Raw genomic sequence first — 15,255 nt, forward strand, 5'->3', positions numbered from 1 at the left:
GCCATGCCGATCTTGCCTTCCATACGACAAGCCAAACAGGACCGGTACCGTTCGCGCTCATTCCCGATGAGGCACCACTAGCCATTACGCGCTCAAAAAACGTGAGTCACGTCGGATGTGAAATCTCGATGGCGTCGGTGGGTATGATGGATGACGGATTGATGAACGCCGCGCCTGCGGGGTGGGGCCGAAGCCGGCAGGGAGAAAGAGAGAAACGGTCATATGACTCGCATTCTGATCGTCGAGGATGAGGAATCGTACCGTGAGCCGCTGGTGTACCAGCTGCATCGCGAAGGATTCGAGGTATCGGCCGCCGCGACGGGAGAGGAAGGTCTGGAGCTGTTCACCAAGGGAGGCATCGATCTGGTGCTGCTCGACCTCATGCTGCCCGGTCTGGACGGCACCTCGCTGTGCCGGCGCATCCGCGAGCAAAGCCGCGTGCCGATCATCATGCTCACGGCCAAGAGCGCGGAGATCGACAAGGTGGTGGGACTGGAGATCGGCGCGGACGATTACGTCACCAAGCCGTACTCGTTCCGCGAGCTGCTGGCCCGCATCCGCGCGGTGCTGCGCCGCAATCAGGGAGGCTCGCTGGCTCCCGGAGGCGACGATGACGTGCCGCTCAAGTGCGGCGACATCTCCATGCTCGTGGGGCAGCATCAGGTGTCCGTGCGCGGCGAGGCGGTGTTCTTCCCGCTCAAGGAGTTCGAGCTGCTCGAATACCTGATGCAGAACAAGGGCCGCGTCATGACCCGCCACCAGCTCATCGACCGCATCTGGGGCTCCGACTACGTGGGCGACACCAAGACCCTCGATGTGCACGTCAAGCGCGTGCGCTCCAAGATCGAGGAGGATCCTGCCCATCCGAAGTACCTGACCACTGTGCGCGGGCTGGGCTACAAGATCGACGAACCGGACGCGGAGTAAGCGGCTACGGAAGCGTGCGCGGGAATCGCGCGCAGTAATCAAAAAGTATTCATCTTCCGTTCACCATTTTTGTGTTTCCCCCCTGCGGAACGCCTCTAGTGTTGGATGTGTCATGAGAAAAGCGGGCCGATTCCCGGCCCGTTGACACAAGGATAGAGGGAAATAAGAATGCGCAAGATCGTGATTCGTTCCATTGCCGCCGTGGCTTCCGTTGCCGCGATGGCTTCTCTCGCCGCCTGTGGCGATAACACTTCCGCGAGCACCAACACCGCCTCCGGTTCCACCAGCTCCTCCGCCGCCTCCGATCTGTCCGGCGAGTTCCAGGGCAAGGGCGCTTCCTCTCAGAAGACCGCCGTGCAGACTTGGACCAACGCCTTCCAGGAGGCCAACCCGGATGTCAAGATCGGTTACGATCCGTCCGGCTCCGGCGCCGGCGTGTCCGCCTTCCTGACCGGTTCCGCCGCTTGGGCCGGCTCCGACGCCGCTCTGACCAACGATCAGGTCAAGCAGACCTCCGATAAGGCCTGCGCCTCCGGCACCACCGCGTTCGACGTGCCGGTCTACGTTTCCCCGATCGCCGTGATCTTCAACCTGAACGGCATCTCCGGCCAGGACAAGCACCTCAACCTCGACGCCGCCACCATCGCCAAGATCTTCGACGGCAAGATCACCAAGTGGAACGACCCGGCCATCACCGCCCAGAACTCCGGCGTGAACCTGCCCGACAAGGCCATCACCGTCGTGCACCGTTCCGATAAGTCCGGCACCACCAAGAACTTCCTTGACTACGTGCAGAAGGCCGGCGGCAAGGAGAACTGGAACTACGAGGTCGGCGAGAACTGGCCGAACGAGATCGGTCAGGCCGCCAAGGGCACCGATGGTGTGGTGAACACCGTCAAGCAGGCCGACGGCACCATCGGCTACGCTGACGGTTCCGCCGTTGGCTCCCTCGGCACCGTGGCCGTCAAGGTCGGCGATTCCTACGTTGCCTACAACGAGGAAGGCGCTGCCGCCAAGACGCTGGACGACTCCAAGCTCGACGAGTCCGCTCAGGGCGAGAACCGCGTGGTCGTGAACATCAACCGCACCACCACCGCCTCCGGCGCCTACCCGGTCATTCTGGTTTCCTACATGATCGCTTGCCCGTCCTACCAGAACGACAAGGGCACCGGCAAGTTCGTGAAGGCTTGGCTGACCTACGTCACCTCCGAGGAAGGCCAGAAGGCCGCCGCCGAGGACGCCGGTTCCTCCCCGATCTCGGACACCCTGCGCGCCAAGGTCACCGAGTCCATCAACTCCATCAAGTGAGCTGAGCTGATGCGTACGGCCGCAAGGCCTGCGCATGGCTCCGTTGAGATCCGATAATCCACGCAACAGTCCGCTTGGTTAGGGACAATCCTTACCGGCGGACTGTTGCGCGCGCGGATCACGAAGCGACAATAAGGAGAACCCGTGAGTTCGCAAGATAAGGCCGTTGTGGAGCCGGTGACCGGCAAGACCGCTGATAAGGTCTTTAAGGTCATCGTCTACGCGTGCGGCATCATGATTCTCGTGGCCTTGGGTGCGGTGACGCTCTTCCTGCTCTACCGCGCATGGCCGCTCATCGGTGGCGATCAGGCCGCCAACACCGAAACCATCAGCACGCTGACCGGTGGCAAGGCCACCAACTTCTGGCAGTACGTGGGACCGTTGCTGTTCGGCACCGTCCTCGTGGCAGCCCTCGCGCTGATTCTGGCTTTCTTCATCTCGATCGGCATCGCACTGTTCATCTCGCACTACGCGCCGAAGCAGCTGGCCACCGTGCTGAGCTCGGTGGTTGATCTGCTCGCCGCCATCCCCTCCGTTATCTACGGTCTTTGGGGCGGTGTGATCTTGGTGCCCGCCATCTACCCGTTCTGGAACTGGGTGGCCACGTACCTCGGATGGATCCCGATCTTCAACGGTCCGGCGGCCAACCCGTCGCGTACCGTCGCAACCGTGGCCGTGGTGCTCGCCGTGATGATCCTGCCGATCATCACCTCCGTCACCCGCGACATCTTCCTGCAGACCCCGCGCCTGCAGCAGGAAGCCGCGCTGGCGCTTGGCGCCACCAAGTGGGAAATGATCAAGCTTGCCGTGCTGCCGTTCGGCAAGTCCGGCATCGTTTCCGCCTCGATGCTCGGCCTCGGCCGTGCACTGGGTGAGACGATGGCCGTCTTGATGATCCTTTCCCCCGGCCTCTCCTACTCGTTCAAACTCCTGCAGGCTTCGCAGAACCAGACCATCGCCGCCAACATCGCCGCCCAGTACCCCGAGGCGGACGACCTTGGCGTGTCGGTCCTGATCGGCACCGGTCTGGTGCTGTTCGTGCTGACCTTCCTGGTCAACTACATCGCCCGCAAGATCACCGATAAGGCAGGTGTCTGATGGCTGAAGCGGCAAAGAAGAGCTCGATGGACGGCGCTCCCGTCATCGACTTCGACAAGTTCAAGCCGACCCGTTCCTTCGTTGCGGCTCGCCAGCGCAAGAACGTGATCATGCAGGCGCTCATCGTGATCGCCTTCCTGATCGCGCTCATCCCGCTGATCTCCGTGCTGTGGACCACGATCGTCGATGGCGTGCAGCGCCTGAACATCGATTTCCTGACCCACAACATGAAGGGCATCTCCGGTGGTAAGCCGTCCGCATCCGGCGGCTACGGCGGTGTGCTCCACGCCATCATCGGTACGCTGGAGATCACGGCTGGCGCCATGGTCATCTCCATCCCGATCGGTCTGCTGTGCGCGGTCTACCTCGTTGAGTACGCCCACGGCGGTAAGCTCGCCAAGATCATCTCCATGCTCGTCGACGTCATGAGCGGTATCCCGTCCATCGTCGCCGGTCTGTTCGCCTTCTCGATGTTCACCATCATCGGCGGCCCCGGTACGATCAACGGCTTCGAAGGCTCCGTGGCATTGTCCCTGCTGATGATCCCGACCGTGGTCAAGACCAGCGAGGAAATGCTCAAGATCGTCCCCGGCGATCTGCGTGAGGCTTCCTACGCTCTGGGTGTCACCAAGCAGCGCACCATCACCAAGATCGTGCTGCGTACGGCCCTGCCCGGCATTGTGTCCGGTGCCATTCTGGCCATCGCACGAGTCATCGGTGAGACCGCGCCTCTGCTTATGACTGCCGGTTACATCGGCTCCACGAACGCCAACCTGTTCTCCGGCCAGATGACCACGCTGCCTGTGTACGTGTATCAGGAGTACAGCACCATGAGCGTCACCTGCACTAAGAGCGCCGGTGCCCTGTGCGTGCCGACCATCCCGACCGAGCGCGCTTGGGCCGCCGCCCTCGTGCTGATCATCATCGTGCTTCTGCTCAACCTTCTGGGCCGTCTCGTCGCGAAGATCTTCGCGGTCAAGACCGAGCAGTGATTCGACACTAGGAACAAAACCAAAGGAAACATAATGGGACAGCGTATTGATGTCAACCATTTGAACGTCTACTACGGCAACTTCCTGGCCGTCGAAGACGTGAACATGAACATTGAGGCCAACAAGGTCACCGCCTTCATCGGCCCCTCCGGCTGCGGCAAGTCCACCGTGCTGCGCACCCTCAACCGCATGCACGAGATCATCCCCGGCGCTCACTGCAAGGGTGAGGTTCTGCTCGAAGGCAAGAACCTGTACGCGCCCGATGTTGATCCCGTGGCCGTGCGCCGCGACGTCGGCATGGTGTTCCAGCGCCCGAACCCGTTCCCCACGATGTCCATCCGTGAGAACGTGCTCGCCGGCGTTCGCCTGAACAACCGCAAGATCTCCAAGTCCGACGCCGACGATCTCGTCGAGTGGGCGCTTCGCGGCGCCAACCTGTGGCAGGAAGTCAAGGATCGTCTGGACAACCCGGGCATCGGCCTGTCCGGTGGTCAGCAGCAGCGTCTGTGCATCGCCCGCGCCGTGGCCGTCCACCCGCAGGTGCTGCTCATGGATGAGCCCTGCTCCGCTCTGGACCCGATCTCGACGCTCGCCGTCGAGGACCTGATCAACGAGCTGAAGGGTGACTACACGATCGTGATCGTGACCCACAACATGCAGCAGGCCGCCCGTATCGCCGACTACACCGGTTTCTTCAACCTGAAGGCCGTGGGCCAGCCCGGTCACCTCGAGTACTTCGCGGACACGACCACCATGTTCAACAACCCGCAGAACGAAGAGGCCGAGCGTTACATCTCCGGTCGCTTCGGCTGATCGTTCAACAAAAAAGCCCCCGCTCCCTGCGGGGGCTTTTTTGTTGAACGATCAGCGACGGAGCTGCCCGTCACACTGCTGACCCACGCCGGTGCTAGCCTAAGTCTGTTCGGAGCGCCGGCCCTTAGCAATCGTTTGCCGTATGCGGTCGCCGCCCCGCTTGCCGCTGCAATCCGCGGCGGGAAGAGAGAAAGCTAAGGAGCAGATGGGTATGGAGAAATTCTTCAAACTCAAGGAGAGCGGCACCACCGTCTCCACCGAGATCACCGCGGGCCTGACGACCTTCTTTGCGATGAGCTACATCATCGTCGTCAACCCCCAGATTCTGAGCCAGACCGGCATGCCGTGGGGCGGTGTCTTCCTCGCCACCATCATCGCTGCCATCATCGGCACGCTCGTCATGGGCCTGTTCGCCAACGTGCCCTACGCGCAGGCGGCCGGCATGGGCCTCAACGCCTTCTTCACCTACACCGTCTGCTTCGGCTTGGGTTTCTCCTGGCAGCAGACGCTGTGCATGGTGTTCCTGTGCGGCATCATCAACATCATCATCACGGTCACCAAGATCCGCAAGATGATCATCGAAGCCATTCCGCCCATGCTGCAGAACGCCATCGGCGGCGGCATCGGCATCTTCGTGGCATACGTGGGCATGCTCAACGTGGACCTCATCAAGTTCACGCCGGACGAGGCCACCACCGATCATGCCGTCGGCGCCACTCCGGGCCTCGCCACGCTCAACAACCCCACCCTGTGGCTGTTCCTCATCGGCCTGCTGCTGGCCGTGGTGTTCACCGTGCTCAAGGTCAAGGGCGGCATGCTGCTGACCATCGTCATCACCGCGCTGATCGGCATCCCCATGGGCCAGACCTCCATGGCGAACTCCGTGTCCATCTCCGACACCTTCGCCCAACTGCCCCAGACCTTCGGCGTGATCTTCACCGGCGACGGCTTCCCGTCCCTGTTCTCCGACCCGGCCAGGATTCCGCTGGTGCTGGTCACCATCTTCGCGTTCTCCATGTCCGACACGTTCGACACGCTCGGCACGTTCATCGGCACCGGTCGCCGCACCGGCATCTTCTCCGACGAGGACATGCAGCACATGGAGAACGGCAGCGGCTTCTCCTCCAAGCTGGACAAGGCCCTGTTCGCGGACTCCATCGCCACGTCCATCGGCGCCATCTGCGGCACCTCGAACACCACCACTTACGTGGAGTCCTCCGCCGGCATCGCCGCGGGCGGCCGCACGGGCCTGACCTCCGTGGTCGTGGCCATCTGCTTCGCCCTGTCCGCGTTCCTTTCGCCGATCGTCTCCGCTGTGCCGTCCGCCGCGACCGCCGGCGTGCTGGTGATCGTCGGCTGCATGATGGCCGCCTCCCTCAAGGAGATCGACTGGAGCGACATCTCCGCCGCCATCCCGGCGTTCTTCGCGTCCGTGTTCATGGCGTTCTCCTATTCCATCAGCTACGGCATCGCCGGCGGCTTCATCACGTACTGCATCGTGAAGGTCTGCAAGAAGGAAGCCAAGGACGTGCATCCGATCATCTGGATCGTGTCCGTGCTGTTCATCCTCAACTTCATCCTGCTCGCCGTGCTGTGACGCATCGCATGCGCTGCGTGCGGCGCGCATCTGCGTGCGCCGACTGATCGGGCCCCGTCGTGCCGGCTTTCCGGCAGACGGGGCCTTCGCATACCGTGCGCGGTTCCGGTGATTCCGGCGGTCCGGTGACTTCGATGGTCCGGCGGGGTGGTTCCGTCACAAGAACGGTGGCGGTTTGAGACACAAACGAGGGTGCCGGTGTCTTAAATCACCTCCGTGCCATCTCCGCTGTGGAATTGGTGGCGATTCGAGACACAAACATGCCCACCTGTGTCTCAAATCGCCACCGTTTTCAACGATGGTGGCGATCCCGGACGCAGAAGGGCCCCTGCGCGTCTCAAATCGCCACCAATTCGGCAATTCCGGGCAGGAGGATGGAAGAGAGGCAGCCGGAATGACGGGAAAGGCCCGGAGGCAGACCATGTCGGATGGCCAGCCTCCGGGCCTTTCGTTGCTTGAGGTCAGCAGCGTGCTCAGACGCCCAGACGGATCAGTACCACTTGTGGGACAGCCAGAACGAGTAGGCGCCCTGAATGCTACCGTAGCGGCCGTTGCAGTAGTTGAAGAACCACTTGAGCTGCGTCTGGTAGTTGGTGCGCCAGTCGGCGCCGGCGGAGGCCATCTTGCTGCCGGGCAGGGCCTGCGGCAGGCCGTACGCACCGGAGGACGGGTTGGAGGAGTTGACCTGCCAGCCGGACTCGTGGCTGATGATGAACACGGTGGCGGTGAAGTCGGCCTCGGTGTATCCGTTGGACAGCAGATAGTCGTGCGCCCACTGCTGCATGGCGCCCACCGGGGTGGTGGTGCCGATCGACGCGGCGGCGGACGAGCCGGAGGACTTGGTGGCGGCCTTCTTGGTGCCCTTGAGGATCACCTTGTCCACCGGGGCGGTCTTGACGTACTTGGAAATGGTGTTCGAGGAGATGACCTTGTCACCGTTGCGGGTGACGAGATTCGTGGATTCGACCACGCCGTTCTGGCCTTCGGTCTCCACCTTCGTGGTGCCGGCGGGCAGAGAATCGTCTTCCTTCTCAACGGTGTTGAAGGGGATTTCCTCGTCGCTGGTCTCGATCGTCGCGTTGGCGCGCGTGATGGTGATCGTAGTGGATTCGCTGACCGGCTCGTCCAGACCGGGGGTGACCACGTCGGACGGATCAAGCGTGATGTTGCCGGCCTCGAGCACGGAACGCACGTCGGTGAGATTGTCTCCGAGCACCACGCGCGAATCGCCGTTGATGTCCACCGTGACGTAGGACGTGTTCGCGCTGGCGCCGCCGGCTCCTTCGCTGATGGCCTTGCGCACCGTGTCACGGGAGACTTCGATGCCCTGCATGTCCGTGGCCGAATAGGAGGTCACCTCGGTGGAATCGTCCGTGGCCACGGCCGCGGAATGCGCGTAGAAATTACGCGACGCCACGCCGATGCACGCCACGGTGGCAACCGCTGCAAGCCCTGCCACGCAACGCATCCACTGACGCTTGGTGATCAGCTTGAGTGCGGCTGTATGCGATTTCTGATGGCGACCCATCAAGCTCCTTCGTTCGACCAATACTGCACGGCGGCGCGGCTGCAACACGTGCCCACCGCGCACACACGACCTCCACAATAGCCTATGTTGCCCAAATATGGTAATCGGCCGGAATCGGACCACTAGATATTGGCACAGAAATGAGTGTCAAGCGGTGCGATTCCGACCGATCGGTGAAGGTCGGAGGAAGGTTGAATCCGAACTCGGCACGCCGCGGTGCGGCACGCCGCAAGGGTCACTCGGCGACGTCGAGCTTCTTGGCCTGGGCGATCAGGTCGTCCAGATCGGAGGCGCGCAGCGCGCCGGCCTGCTTGAAGACGATCTTGCCCTTCTTGGCGATCATGAGCGTGGGCACCGCGGAGATGCCTGCGGCGGCGGCGAGATCCTGGTTCTGATCGATGTCCACCTTGGCGAACACGATGTCCGGGTTCGCCTCGCTCGCGGCCTCGAACACCGGGCCGAACGCCTTGCACGGGCCGCACCAGGTGGCCCAGAAGTCGAAGAGCACCAGATCGTTGCTGCTGACGAGCTGCTCGAATTCAGCGGAAGTGACTGCACGCGTGGCCATGATCGTTTCCTTATCTCTTGAAAGTCCGTTTTCGTGCTGGAATCCAGCATTCCAGCACCAGTGGATAACGGTCCGGGGCGTTTCACCGATTCGGCGCACGGCGAATATCGGAGCCTATCGGCCGCAAGCGGCGAGGCGTCACCCATTGGTCATACGCCCGCCGGATAATGGAGACATGCCAGTCATGAATGATGAAGTGCCGGGGCCGGACGACTTCGATGCGAACCGTCCGCGCGGCGAATTCGACAACATCACGCCAGAGGATTTCGTGCGCGGCAGCGGACACCACAATCCGCCCGGGTGGTTGGGCCCGGCGGACATCGACCGTGCGCGCCGCCAGCTGCCCATCGCCTACGTGGAGATCGTGCCGGTGCGCACCGACGATCTGGGCCGCGTCAACCGTGTCGGCTCGCTGCTGCGCGTGGGTGATGATGGCGCCATCGAACGCACGCTCATCACCGGCCGCGTGCTGTTCCACGAGTCCCTGCGCGAGGCCATCGCCCGCAACATCGCGAAGGACCTGGGCGACATCGCCCTGCCGGTCCTGCCGAGCGGCCTGCAGCCGTTCACCGTGGCCGAATTCTTCCCCACCCCCGGCGTGAGCGAGTTCTACGATCCGCGCCAGCACGCCATCGCGCTGTGCTACGTGGTGCCGATCGCCGGCGACTGCAAGCCGCAGGACGAGACGCTGGACGTGGAGTGGGTGGATCCGCGCAGCGACGATCTGGACCGGTTCGTGGCGCAGATGCCCAACGGCCACGGGCGCTTGGTGCGTCTGGCGCTGGCGTGGGCCGGCGTGTGAGCGCGGCGGCGTGAATCAGAGGAAAGGACGGAACATGCGGATACTCAACCATGTGCTCAGCCGGGGCACGGGCGTGCCGGTGGTGCTGGTGCACGCCTTCCCCGTGGACCACCGGATGTGGGAGGAGTGCGCGGCCGAGATCGTGCGCCAGACCGAGGAGGAAGGCCTGGCCAAGCCGACGATCTGGGCCCCGGACATGCCCGGCGCCGGCAAGGGGCCGATCCCGAGCGCAGAGGAATCCGGCGGTGCGGACGCGGACGGGGCCTACCCGTATGCGCTCGACCGCATGGCCGACGCCTACGTGGAGCTCTTGCGCGAGGCCGGCTACGACCGCGCGATCTGGGTGGGGCTGTCCATGGGCGGCTATCTGGTGCTGGACATCCAGCGCCGGCACCTCGACGCAGTGGCCGGACTCGCCCTGTGCGACACGAAGGCGGATGCGGACGGCCCCGAGGCGCACGCCAGCCGCCTGAAGATCGCACAAACCATGGAGGCCAGCGGCACGTACGAGCCGATCATGCACTTCGCCGCCGCGAACCCGATGCGCGACTCCACGGTCAAATGCTCCCACGAGTTCATCGTCCGCATGACGGAACTCATCCGCTCGCAGGATCCGAAGGGCGTGGCGTGGCGCGAACGCATGGCCGCCGGCCGCCCGGACCTCAACGACCAGCTGCAGCTCGTGACCGCGCCCGCCGCCGTGATCTGCGGCGACAAGGACCCGTCCAGTCCGCCGGCCGTGATGCGCCCCATCGCCGAGGCCATGACCGGCACGCAGGCCGCGTTCACCGTGATCCGCGACTGCGGCCACTTCTCCGCCATGGAGCATCCGGACGAGCTGGCCCGGCCGCTCGTGGCGCTCATCGCCCGCGTGGACACCATCGCGACGATCAGGGAGGACAATCGCTGATGCAAGGATTCTCGCCGCTGGCGCTGACCGGCGTACTGCCGTTCCTGCCGCTCGCCCAAGGAGACATCGACTATCAGGTGGATCGCCGCGGCGAGGAAGGGCTCCTCGAGGGTGTGCTGGCCGAGCCGACCACCCGCGTGCTGCTGGTGAACGCCGGGCGTCTTGCCGTGCCGCGCGGACAGGCCGCCGTAGTGGACTACGAGGCCGCGAAGATGCGCCTCGCCATGCTGCCCGGCGCCTACATGGCCGACGAACTGGCCACGCACTCCGGTGCGGTGGCCATGTTTCTGGGCGCCTACGGGCCTCGTGCGGACGCCGAGCACGTGGTGGCCGTGGACATCACCCGCGCCGTGCGGCCCGCCGCCGCCCCGACCGTGCCCGATGCGGCCGGCGTGGGAGCGGACGACGCCTTCGCGGACGGCGGCGAGGGCGCGCGTGCAGGTGTCGCCGCGTCGATCATCGATCAGGCATCGCAACGATTCGACTGGGTGGACCTGCGCGGCTTCGCGCCCCACGCCTCCGCGCGCGAGGCCGGATTGGCCACCAGTGCGGCAAGCCTGAGCATGTGGCACAACGCCCAGCGCTTTTGCCCGTGCTGCGGCGCGCCCGTGGCCCCGGCCCTCGGCGGGTGGGCGCAGCGTTGCACCGCAGCGGATGATGGGCGCATCCTGTTCCCGCGCATCGAGCCGGCCGTGATCACCGCGATCGTGGACCGCAAGGACCGTCTCATGCTGCAGCACAACGCCGCATGGCGCAGCGAGCTGCTGTACTCCACGTCCGCCGGATTCGTGGAGGCGGGGGAGAACCTGGAACATGCCGCACGCCGCGAAGCCATGGAGGAGACCGGCATCAAGGTGGGCGAGCTGCGCTATCTCGGCTCGCAGCCGTGGCCGTTCCCGGCCTCGCTCATGGTGGCGTTCAAGGGCCAGGCGGAAACCGACGAGATCCACGTGGACGGCAAGGAGACCACGGACGCCATGTGGATGACCCGCGACGAATACACGCATGCGATCATCGCGGGGCGGATCGAGGCGCCCGGCAAGGCCACCATCGCCCGCTACATGATCGAGGAGTGGCTCGGCCGCGAGCTGTGAGCGGGGCCGGCCTGTGGGCCCGGGCATGGGCATGGGCCCCGGTCTTAGCCTCGGCGTTCAGGCGTGAGCAAACATACGGCAACGGGGATATAAGGCGTCGTTTTTACCGTCTATAGTGGTCGATGGTATCCAAATTCCCGGGGGCGCGGCCTGCCGGGACATGTGAATGCGAGAGGAACGGCGGCCATGGCCAACAATACGAATGAGGCACTCTTCGACCCGGAGCGCACGGCCTATCTGCCGCCGCTGCCGGCTCCGGACGGGTCGCGTCAGGCCCATGCCCGCCACGCGGAGCAGCCGACGTTCGATGCGCTGTTCGCCTCCGCCGAGCCGCAGTCCATTCCGCCCGTCTCCGCCGCAGCCTCGCTGGCGTCCGCCGTACCGGCCTCCCGCAAGGGGCACCGTGGACTCATCGTTGCACTGTGCGTGTTCGCCGCACTGCTGGTCACGCTCGTGGGCGGCTTCTTCGGTGCGCGCGCCTATTTCGCCGACCGCGTGGCCCCCGGCGTGAGTTTCGGCGGCACCAGCCTTGCGGGCAAGACCGCCGGCGAGGTGCGTGACGCGGTGGCTTCCGCGGCGAACACTACGCGCATCGCCATCAGCGCATCCGACGGCAAGACCGCCGAAGTCTCGCTCAAGGATCTGGGCGTGACCGCCGACGTGGACGGCACGGTCACGAATCTGCTCAACGCGAAATCCGGCGGTACGCTTGCCGCCGAACTCACGCGCATCAACCCGTGGTCCGCAAGCGACGTGCCGCTGAGCGTGAGCACGGACAAGCTCGCCCTGTCTAACGCGCTGACCGAGCGGTTCGTGCACGAATCCGACCGTGCCGTCGCCTCCACCGTGGCGTGGACGGACGCCGCGCACAACTTCGCAGTCACCCCCGGCAGGGACGGCCAGACACCGGTCGCCCAGCCCGTGGAAGCCGCCGTGGCGGACGCCGCGCAGCACCCCGGAACCGTGGTCAAGGCTTCCGTCACCTACGAATCCGTGAGCATGCCGGTGAGCGTGGCCACCGCGCAGCAGGCCGCCGATCAGGCCAACGCGCGCGTATCCTCCAAGCTCGTGGTGAACAACGGCGCCAAGAAATCCTTCACCGTCCCCGCCGAGGAGATCGCCAAGTGGATCGGGTTCGACACCGACCCGGAGCGGGGCACCGTGACCCTCAAGTACGATGACGCCGCCGTGAAGGACTACCTCGCCTCCACGCTGCCCGGCGCGCTCAAGCAGGACATGGTCAAGGCCTCCGTGGTGACCAACAAGGCCGGCGCCGTGATGACCACGCTGCGCGAAGGCGTGGACGGGGTGACCGTGACCGGCACCGACGAGGCCGTCAATGCCGTGACCGCCGCCCTGCACAACGGCGAAGGCGTGACCGCCACCGTGAAGACCGAAACCACGAAGTTCGAAACCGAGTCGCGCGTGGTGGATTATGACAGCCCCAACGGCGACCCGCATGTGGTGGTCAACCTGAGCGAACAGAAAGTGTACGCGTACAAGGGTTCCACGCTCGTCAACACGTTCCTCACCTCCACCGGCAAGCTCTCCACCCCGTCCGACGTGGGCACGTTCTTCGTATACATCAAGTACGAAACCAAGACCATGCGCGGCGCCGACTACGTGACGCCCAACGTGCCGTGGTCCATCTTCTACAACCAGGGTGAAGCGCTGCACGGCGCCCCGTGGAACCCGGACGGCATCGCCAAGGGCGAGCCCCGCTCCCATGGCTGCGTGAACATGAATGTGGCCGACGCCAAGTGGATGTACGACTTCCTGCCCGTGGGCGCCATGGTGCAGGTGGTAGGTGCGACGCCCGCCTCCGCCGTGCGTGCCGGCTGACCCCTAATTTCGACGTCCGTGCTCGAAACGCCGTGTTACTGTGGCGGTATGAGTGATGACGACAACAAGCCCCAGAACCTCGAAGTCCCCGAGCACCTCGAATACTCCGAGGAGCACGTGTGGGTGGACCGATCCGTCGAACCGGCTATCATCGGCGTGACCGAATACGCCGCCAACCAGCTCGGCGAACTCGTGTTCATCGACATGCCCGAAGTCGGCACCCGTGTGGAGGCGGGCGACGAAATCCTCGAACTGGAATCCTCCAAGGCCGTCGAGCCGCTGATCAGCCCCGTCGCCGGCACCATCCGCTACGTCAATCAGGCCGCAGCGGACGACCCGAGCGTGGTCAACAATGATCCGTACGGCGAAGGCTGGATCGTGAAGATCGAACTGGACGACGACGAACCCGCCCTGCTCGACGCCGAAGCCTACGCGAGGATCGCCCAGTAACGCCCGCAAGGGGGAACGCATGTCGAACCGCGAACCGAAGCAGAAACCCATCCGCGCGCGGCGCACCACCACCATCGTGGATGCCGCGTCGTGGCGCGAGCGCATCGAAAACAAGCCGATCGTCATTCGTGCCACGCGCCGCATGGTCACCCACGGATTCGGCATATGGTCGGCGCTCTCCACGCTGTTCACCCGCCAGCTCGGCTGGTATCCGCGCGTCGAACCGTACGTGGGCTACGGCACCGAATCGTATTCGCGGCTCATCTGCCGCACCGTGCGCGCGCCCGAACGCCGTGAGGCCGGCACGCTCATGCGCGGCATCCGCGGCATGCTCGCCGTGCCCGCCCCGCACACCCACGTGCGCATCACCGTGGACCGGCGTCCGCTCGAAACCGTGCAGATCGGTGTCTCCGAGGTGTACGACCCGATCGATCCGGCGCGCGACCAGCCCAGCAGCTTCGCCATCTCCGACGACGCCGGCTACCTCGATCTGGTGGCCGAACACCAGATGACGCCAGGCATCCATCAGGTCTCCTACAGCGTGGAGCGCCGGCCGGATGTGACCTCCCCGCTGTTCACCATTCCCTCCGGCGCGCAGGTGGGCATCATCTCCGACGTGGACGACACGATCATGGTCACTCAGGCGCCCACCCTGTGGAAGGCCGCGTACAACCTGCTCTTCCTCAATCCGCGCAAGCGTGCCGTGGTGCCCGGCATGAACGTGCTGTACTCCAAGATCGCGGACCTGTTCCCGGATGCGCCGTTCTTCTACCTGTCCACTTCGCCGTGGAACGTGGAGACCTCGATCCGCCACTTCATCCGCTATCAGGGCTACCCCGAGGGGCCGCTGCTGCTGCGCGACCTGGACCCCAGACCCAAGACGTTCATCCCCTCCGGCGTGCAGCACAAGCTCGAGTTCGCCGAACAGCTCATGGCGGACTTCCCGCGCATGCGGTTCATTCTCATCGGCGACGACGGCCAGAAGGATCCGACCACGTACGCCACCATCGCCAAGCGCTACCCCGGGCGCGTGATCTGCATCGGCATCCGCCAGCTCACGCCCAAGGAGGCGTCGGTGGTGCCGCAGATCGCCGGCGTGACCACCACGCAGCCCATTCCCGTGACCGACGTGCCCGTGTTCACCGGGACCACCGGTTCCAACCTCATGAAAACCATGCTGCCGTACCTGCGGCACAACGTGTGAGAGGCCGTCTCGACGGATATGCGCGAGTGTACGCCGGGTTGCGACGGTGGCGCGATGGACTGTCGGTGGCTTTGCGGCACGTCAATCGTTATATCTACGGGTGGGGCTGTTTTTCCCGGTGC

14 protein-coding genes are annotated in these 15,255 nt (G+C 64.6%); 12 read left to right on the forward strand and 2 right to left on the reverse strand.

The annotated features are described in order from the left end of the window. Positions 1–222 precede the first annotated feature (222 nt). The 6 genes from AC1AZA_RS07420 (at position 223) to AC1AZA_RS07445 (ending at position 6,735) form a co-directional block, all read left to right on the forward strand. A complete protein-coding gene (locus tag AC1AZA_RS07420; protein WP_476514027.1) occupies positions 223–927 on the forward strand; it encodes a response regulator transcription factor in 705 nt (234 codons plus the stop codon). Positions 928–1,095: 168 nt separating this feature from the next. Beyond that, positions 1,096–2,235 (forward strand): phosphate ABC transporter substrate-binding protein PstS, encoded by a 1,140-nt coding sequence (gene pstS, locus AC1AZA_RS07425; protein ID WP_476514028.1) that lies wholly within the window; start codon positions 1,096–1,098, stop codon positions 2,233–2,235. A 144-nt stretch (positions 2,236–2,379) separates the two neighbouring features. Then, complete coding sequence (gene pstC, locus AC1AZA_RS07430) at positions 2,380–3,333, forward strand: phosphate ABC transporter permease subunit PstC (protein ID WP_476514029.1); 954 nt, start codon at positions 2,380–2,382, stop codon at positions 3,331–3,333. Then, positions 3,333–4,325, forward strand: coding sequence for a phosphate ABC transporter permease PstA (gene pstA, locus AC1AZA_RS07435; RefSeq protein ID WP_476514030.1), 993 nt, complete (start codon positions 3,333–3,335; stop codon positions 4,323–4,325). The genes pstC and pstA overlap by 1 nt, the downstream gene beginning before the upstream one ends. Positions 4,326–4,358: 33 nt before the next feature. After that, positions 4,359–5,138 carry a phosphate ABC transporter ATP-binding protein PstB gene (pstB, locus tag AC1AZA_RS07440; RefSeq protein ID WP_476514031.1) on the forward strand — a complete coding sequence of 260 codons (780 nt, stop codon included), beginning with the start codon at positions 4,359–4,361 and terminating at the stop codon, positions 5,136–5,138. A gap of 211 nt (positions 5,139–5,349) precedes the next feature. Next, a complete protein-coding gene (locus tag AC1AZA_RS07445; RefSeq protein WP_476514032.1) occupies positions 5,350–6,735 on the forward strand; it encodes an NCS2 family permease in 1,386 nt (461 codons plus the stop codon). A gap of 490 nt (positions 6,736–7,225) precedes the next feature. Here AC1AZA_RS07445 and AC1AZA_RS07450 read toward each other — a convergent pair whose 3' ends face one another. Both AC1AZA_RS07450 and trxA read right to left on the reverse strand, forming a co-directional pair. After that, the gene (locus tag AC1AZA_RS07450) at positions 7,226–8,263 is read right to left on the reverse strand and encodes an aggregation-promoting factor C-terminal-like domain-containing protein (protein WP_476514033.1); all 1,038 of its coding nucleotides are present in this window, start codon (positions 8,261–8,263) and stop codon (positions 7,226–7,228) included. A gap of 235 nt (positions 8,264–8,498) precedes the next feature. After that, on the reverse strand, positions 8,499–8,831 hold the full coding sequence (trxA, locus tag AC1AZA_RS07455) for a thioredoxin (protein ID WP_476514034.1): 333 nt from the start codon (positions 8,829–8,831) through the stop codon (positions 8,499–8,501). Positions 8,832–9,006: 175 nt separating this feature from the next. On the opposite strand from trxA, the gene AC1AZA_RS07460 reads away from it, so the two are divergent. From AC1AZA_RS07460 to AC1AZA_RS07485, 6 genes are all read left to right on the forward strand, one after another. Then, positions 9,007–9,633: an NUDIX hydrolase family protein gene (locus AC1AZA_RS07460; protein WP_476514035.1), complete on the forward strand. Its 627-nt coding sequence runs from the start codon at positions 9,007–9,009 to the stop codon at positions 9,631–9,633. Between the two features lie 34 nt (positions 9,634–9,667). Beyond that, positions 9,668–10,543: an alpha/beta fold hydrolase gene (locus tag AC1AZA_RS07465; RefSeq protein ID WP_476514036.1), complete on the forward strand. Its 876-nt coding sequence runs from the start codon at positions 9,668–9,670 to the stop codon at positions 10,541–10,543. Next, a complete protein-coding gene (gene nudC, locus AC1AZA_RS07470) occupies positions 10,543–11,637 on the forward strand; it encodes an NAD(+) diphosphatase (protein WP_476514037.1) in 1,095 nt (364 codons plus the stop codon). The genes AC1AZA_RS07465 and nudC overlap by 1 nt, the downstream gene beginning before the upstream one ends. A gap of 186 nt (positions 11,638–11,823) precedes the next feature. Beyond that, positions 11,824–13,479, forward strand: a complete 1,656-nt coding sequence (locus AC1AZA_RS07475) for a L,D-transpeptidase (RefSeq protein ID WP_476514038.1) — start codon at positions 11,824–11,826, stop codon at positions 13,477–13,479. Positions 13,480–13,527: 48 nt separating this feature from the next. Beyond that, positions 13,528–13,929, forward strand: a complete 402-nt coding sequence (gcvH, locus tag AC1AZA_RS07480; RefSeq protein ID WP_476514039.1) for a glycine cleavage system protein GcvH — start codon at positions 13,528–13,530, stop codon at positions 13,927–13,929. Between the two features lie 19 nt (positions 13,930–13,948). Continuing rightward, positions 13,949–15,133 carry an App1 family protein gene (locus AC1AZA_RS07485; RefSeq protein ID WP_476514040.1) on the forward strand — a complete coding sequence of 395 codons (1,185 nt, stop codon included), beginning with the start codon at positions 13,949–13,951 and terminating at the stop codon, positions 15,131–15,133. Positions 15,134–15,255 lie beyond the last annotated feature (122 nt).

The organism is Bifidobacterium sp. LH_389, from assembly GCF_056357235.1.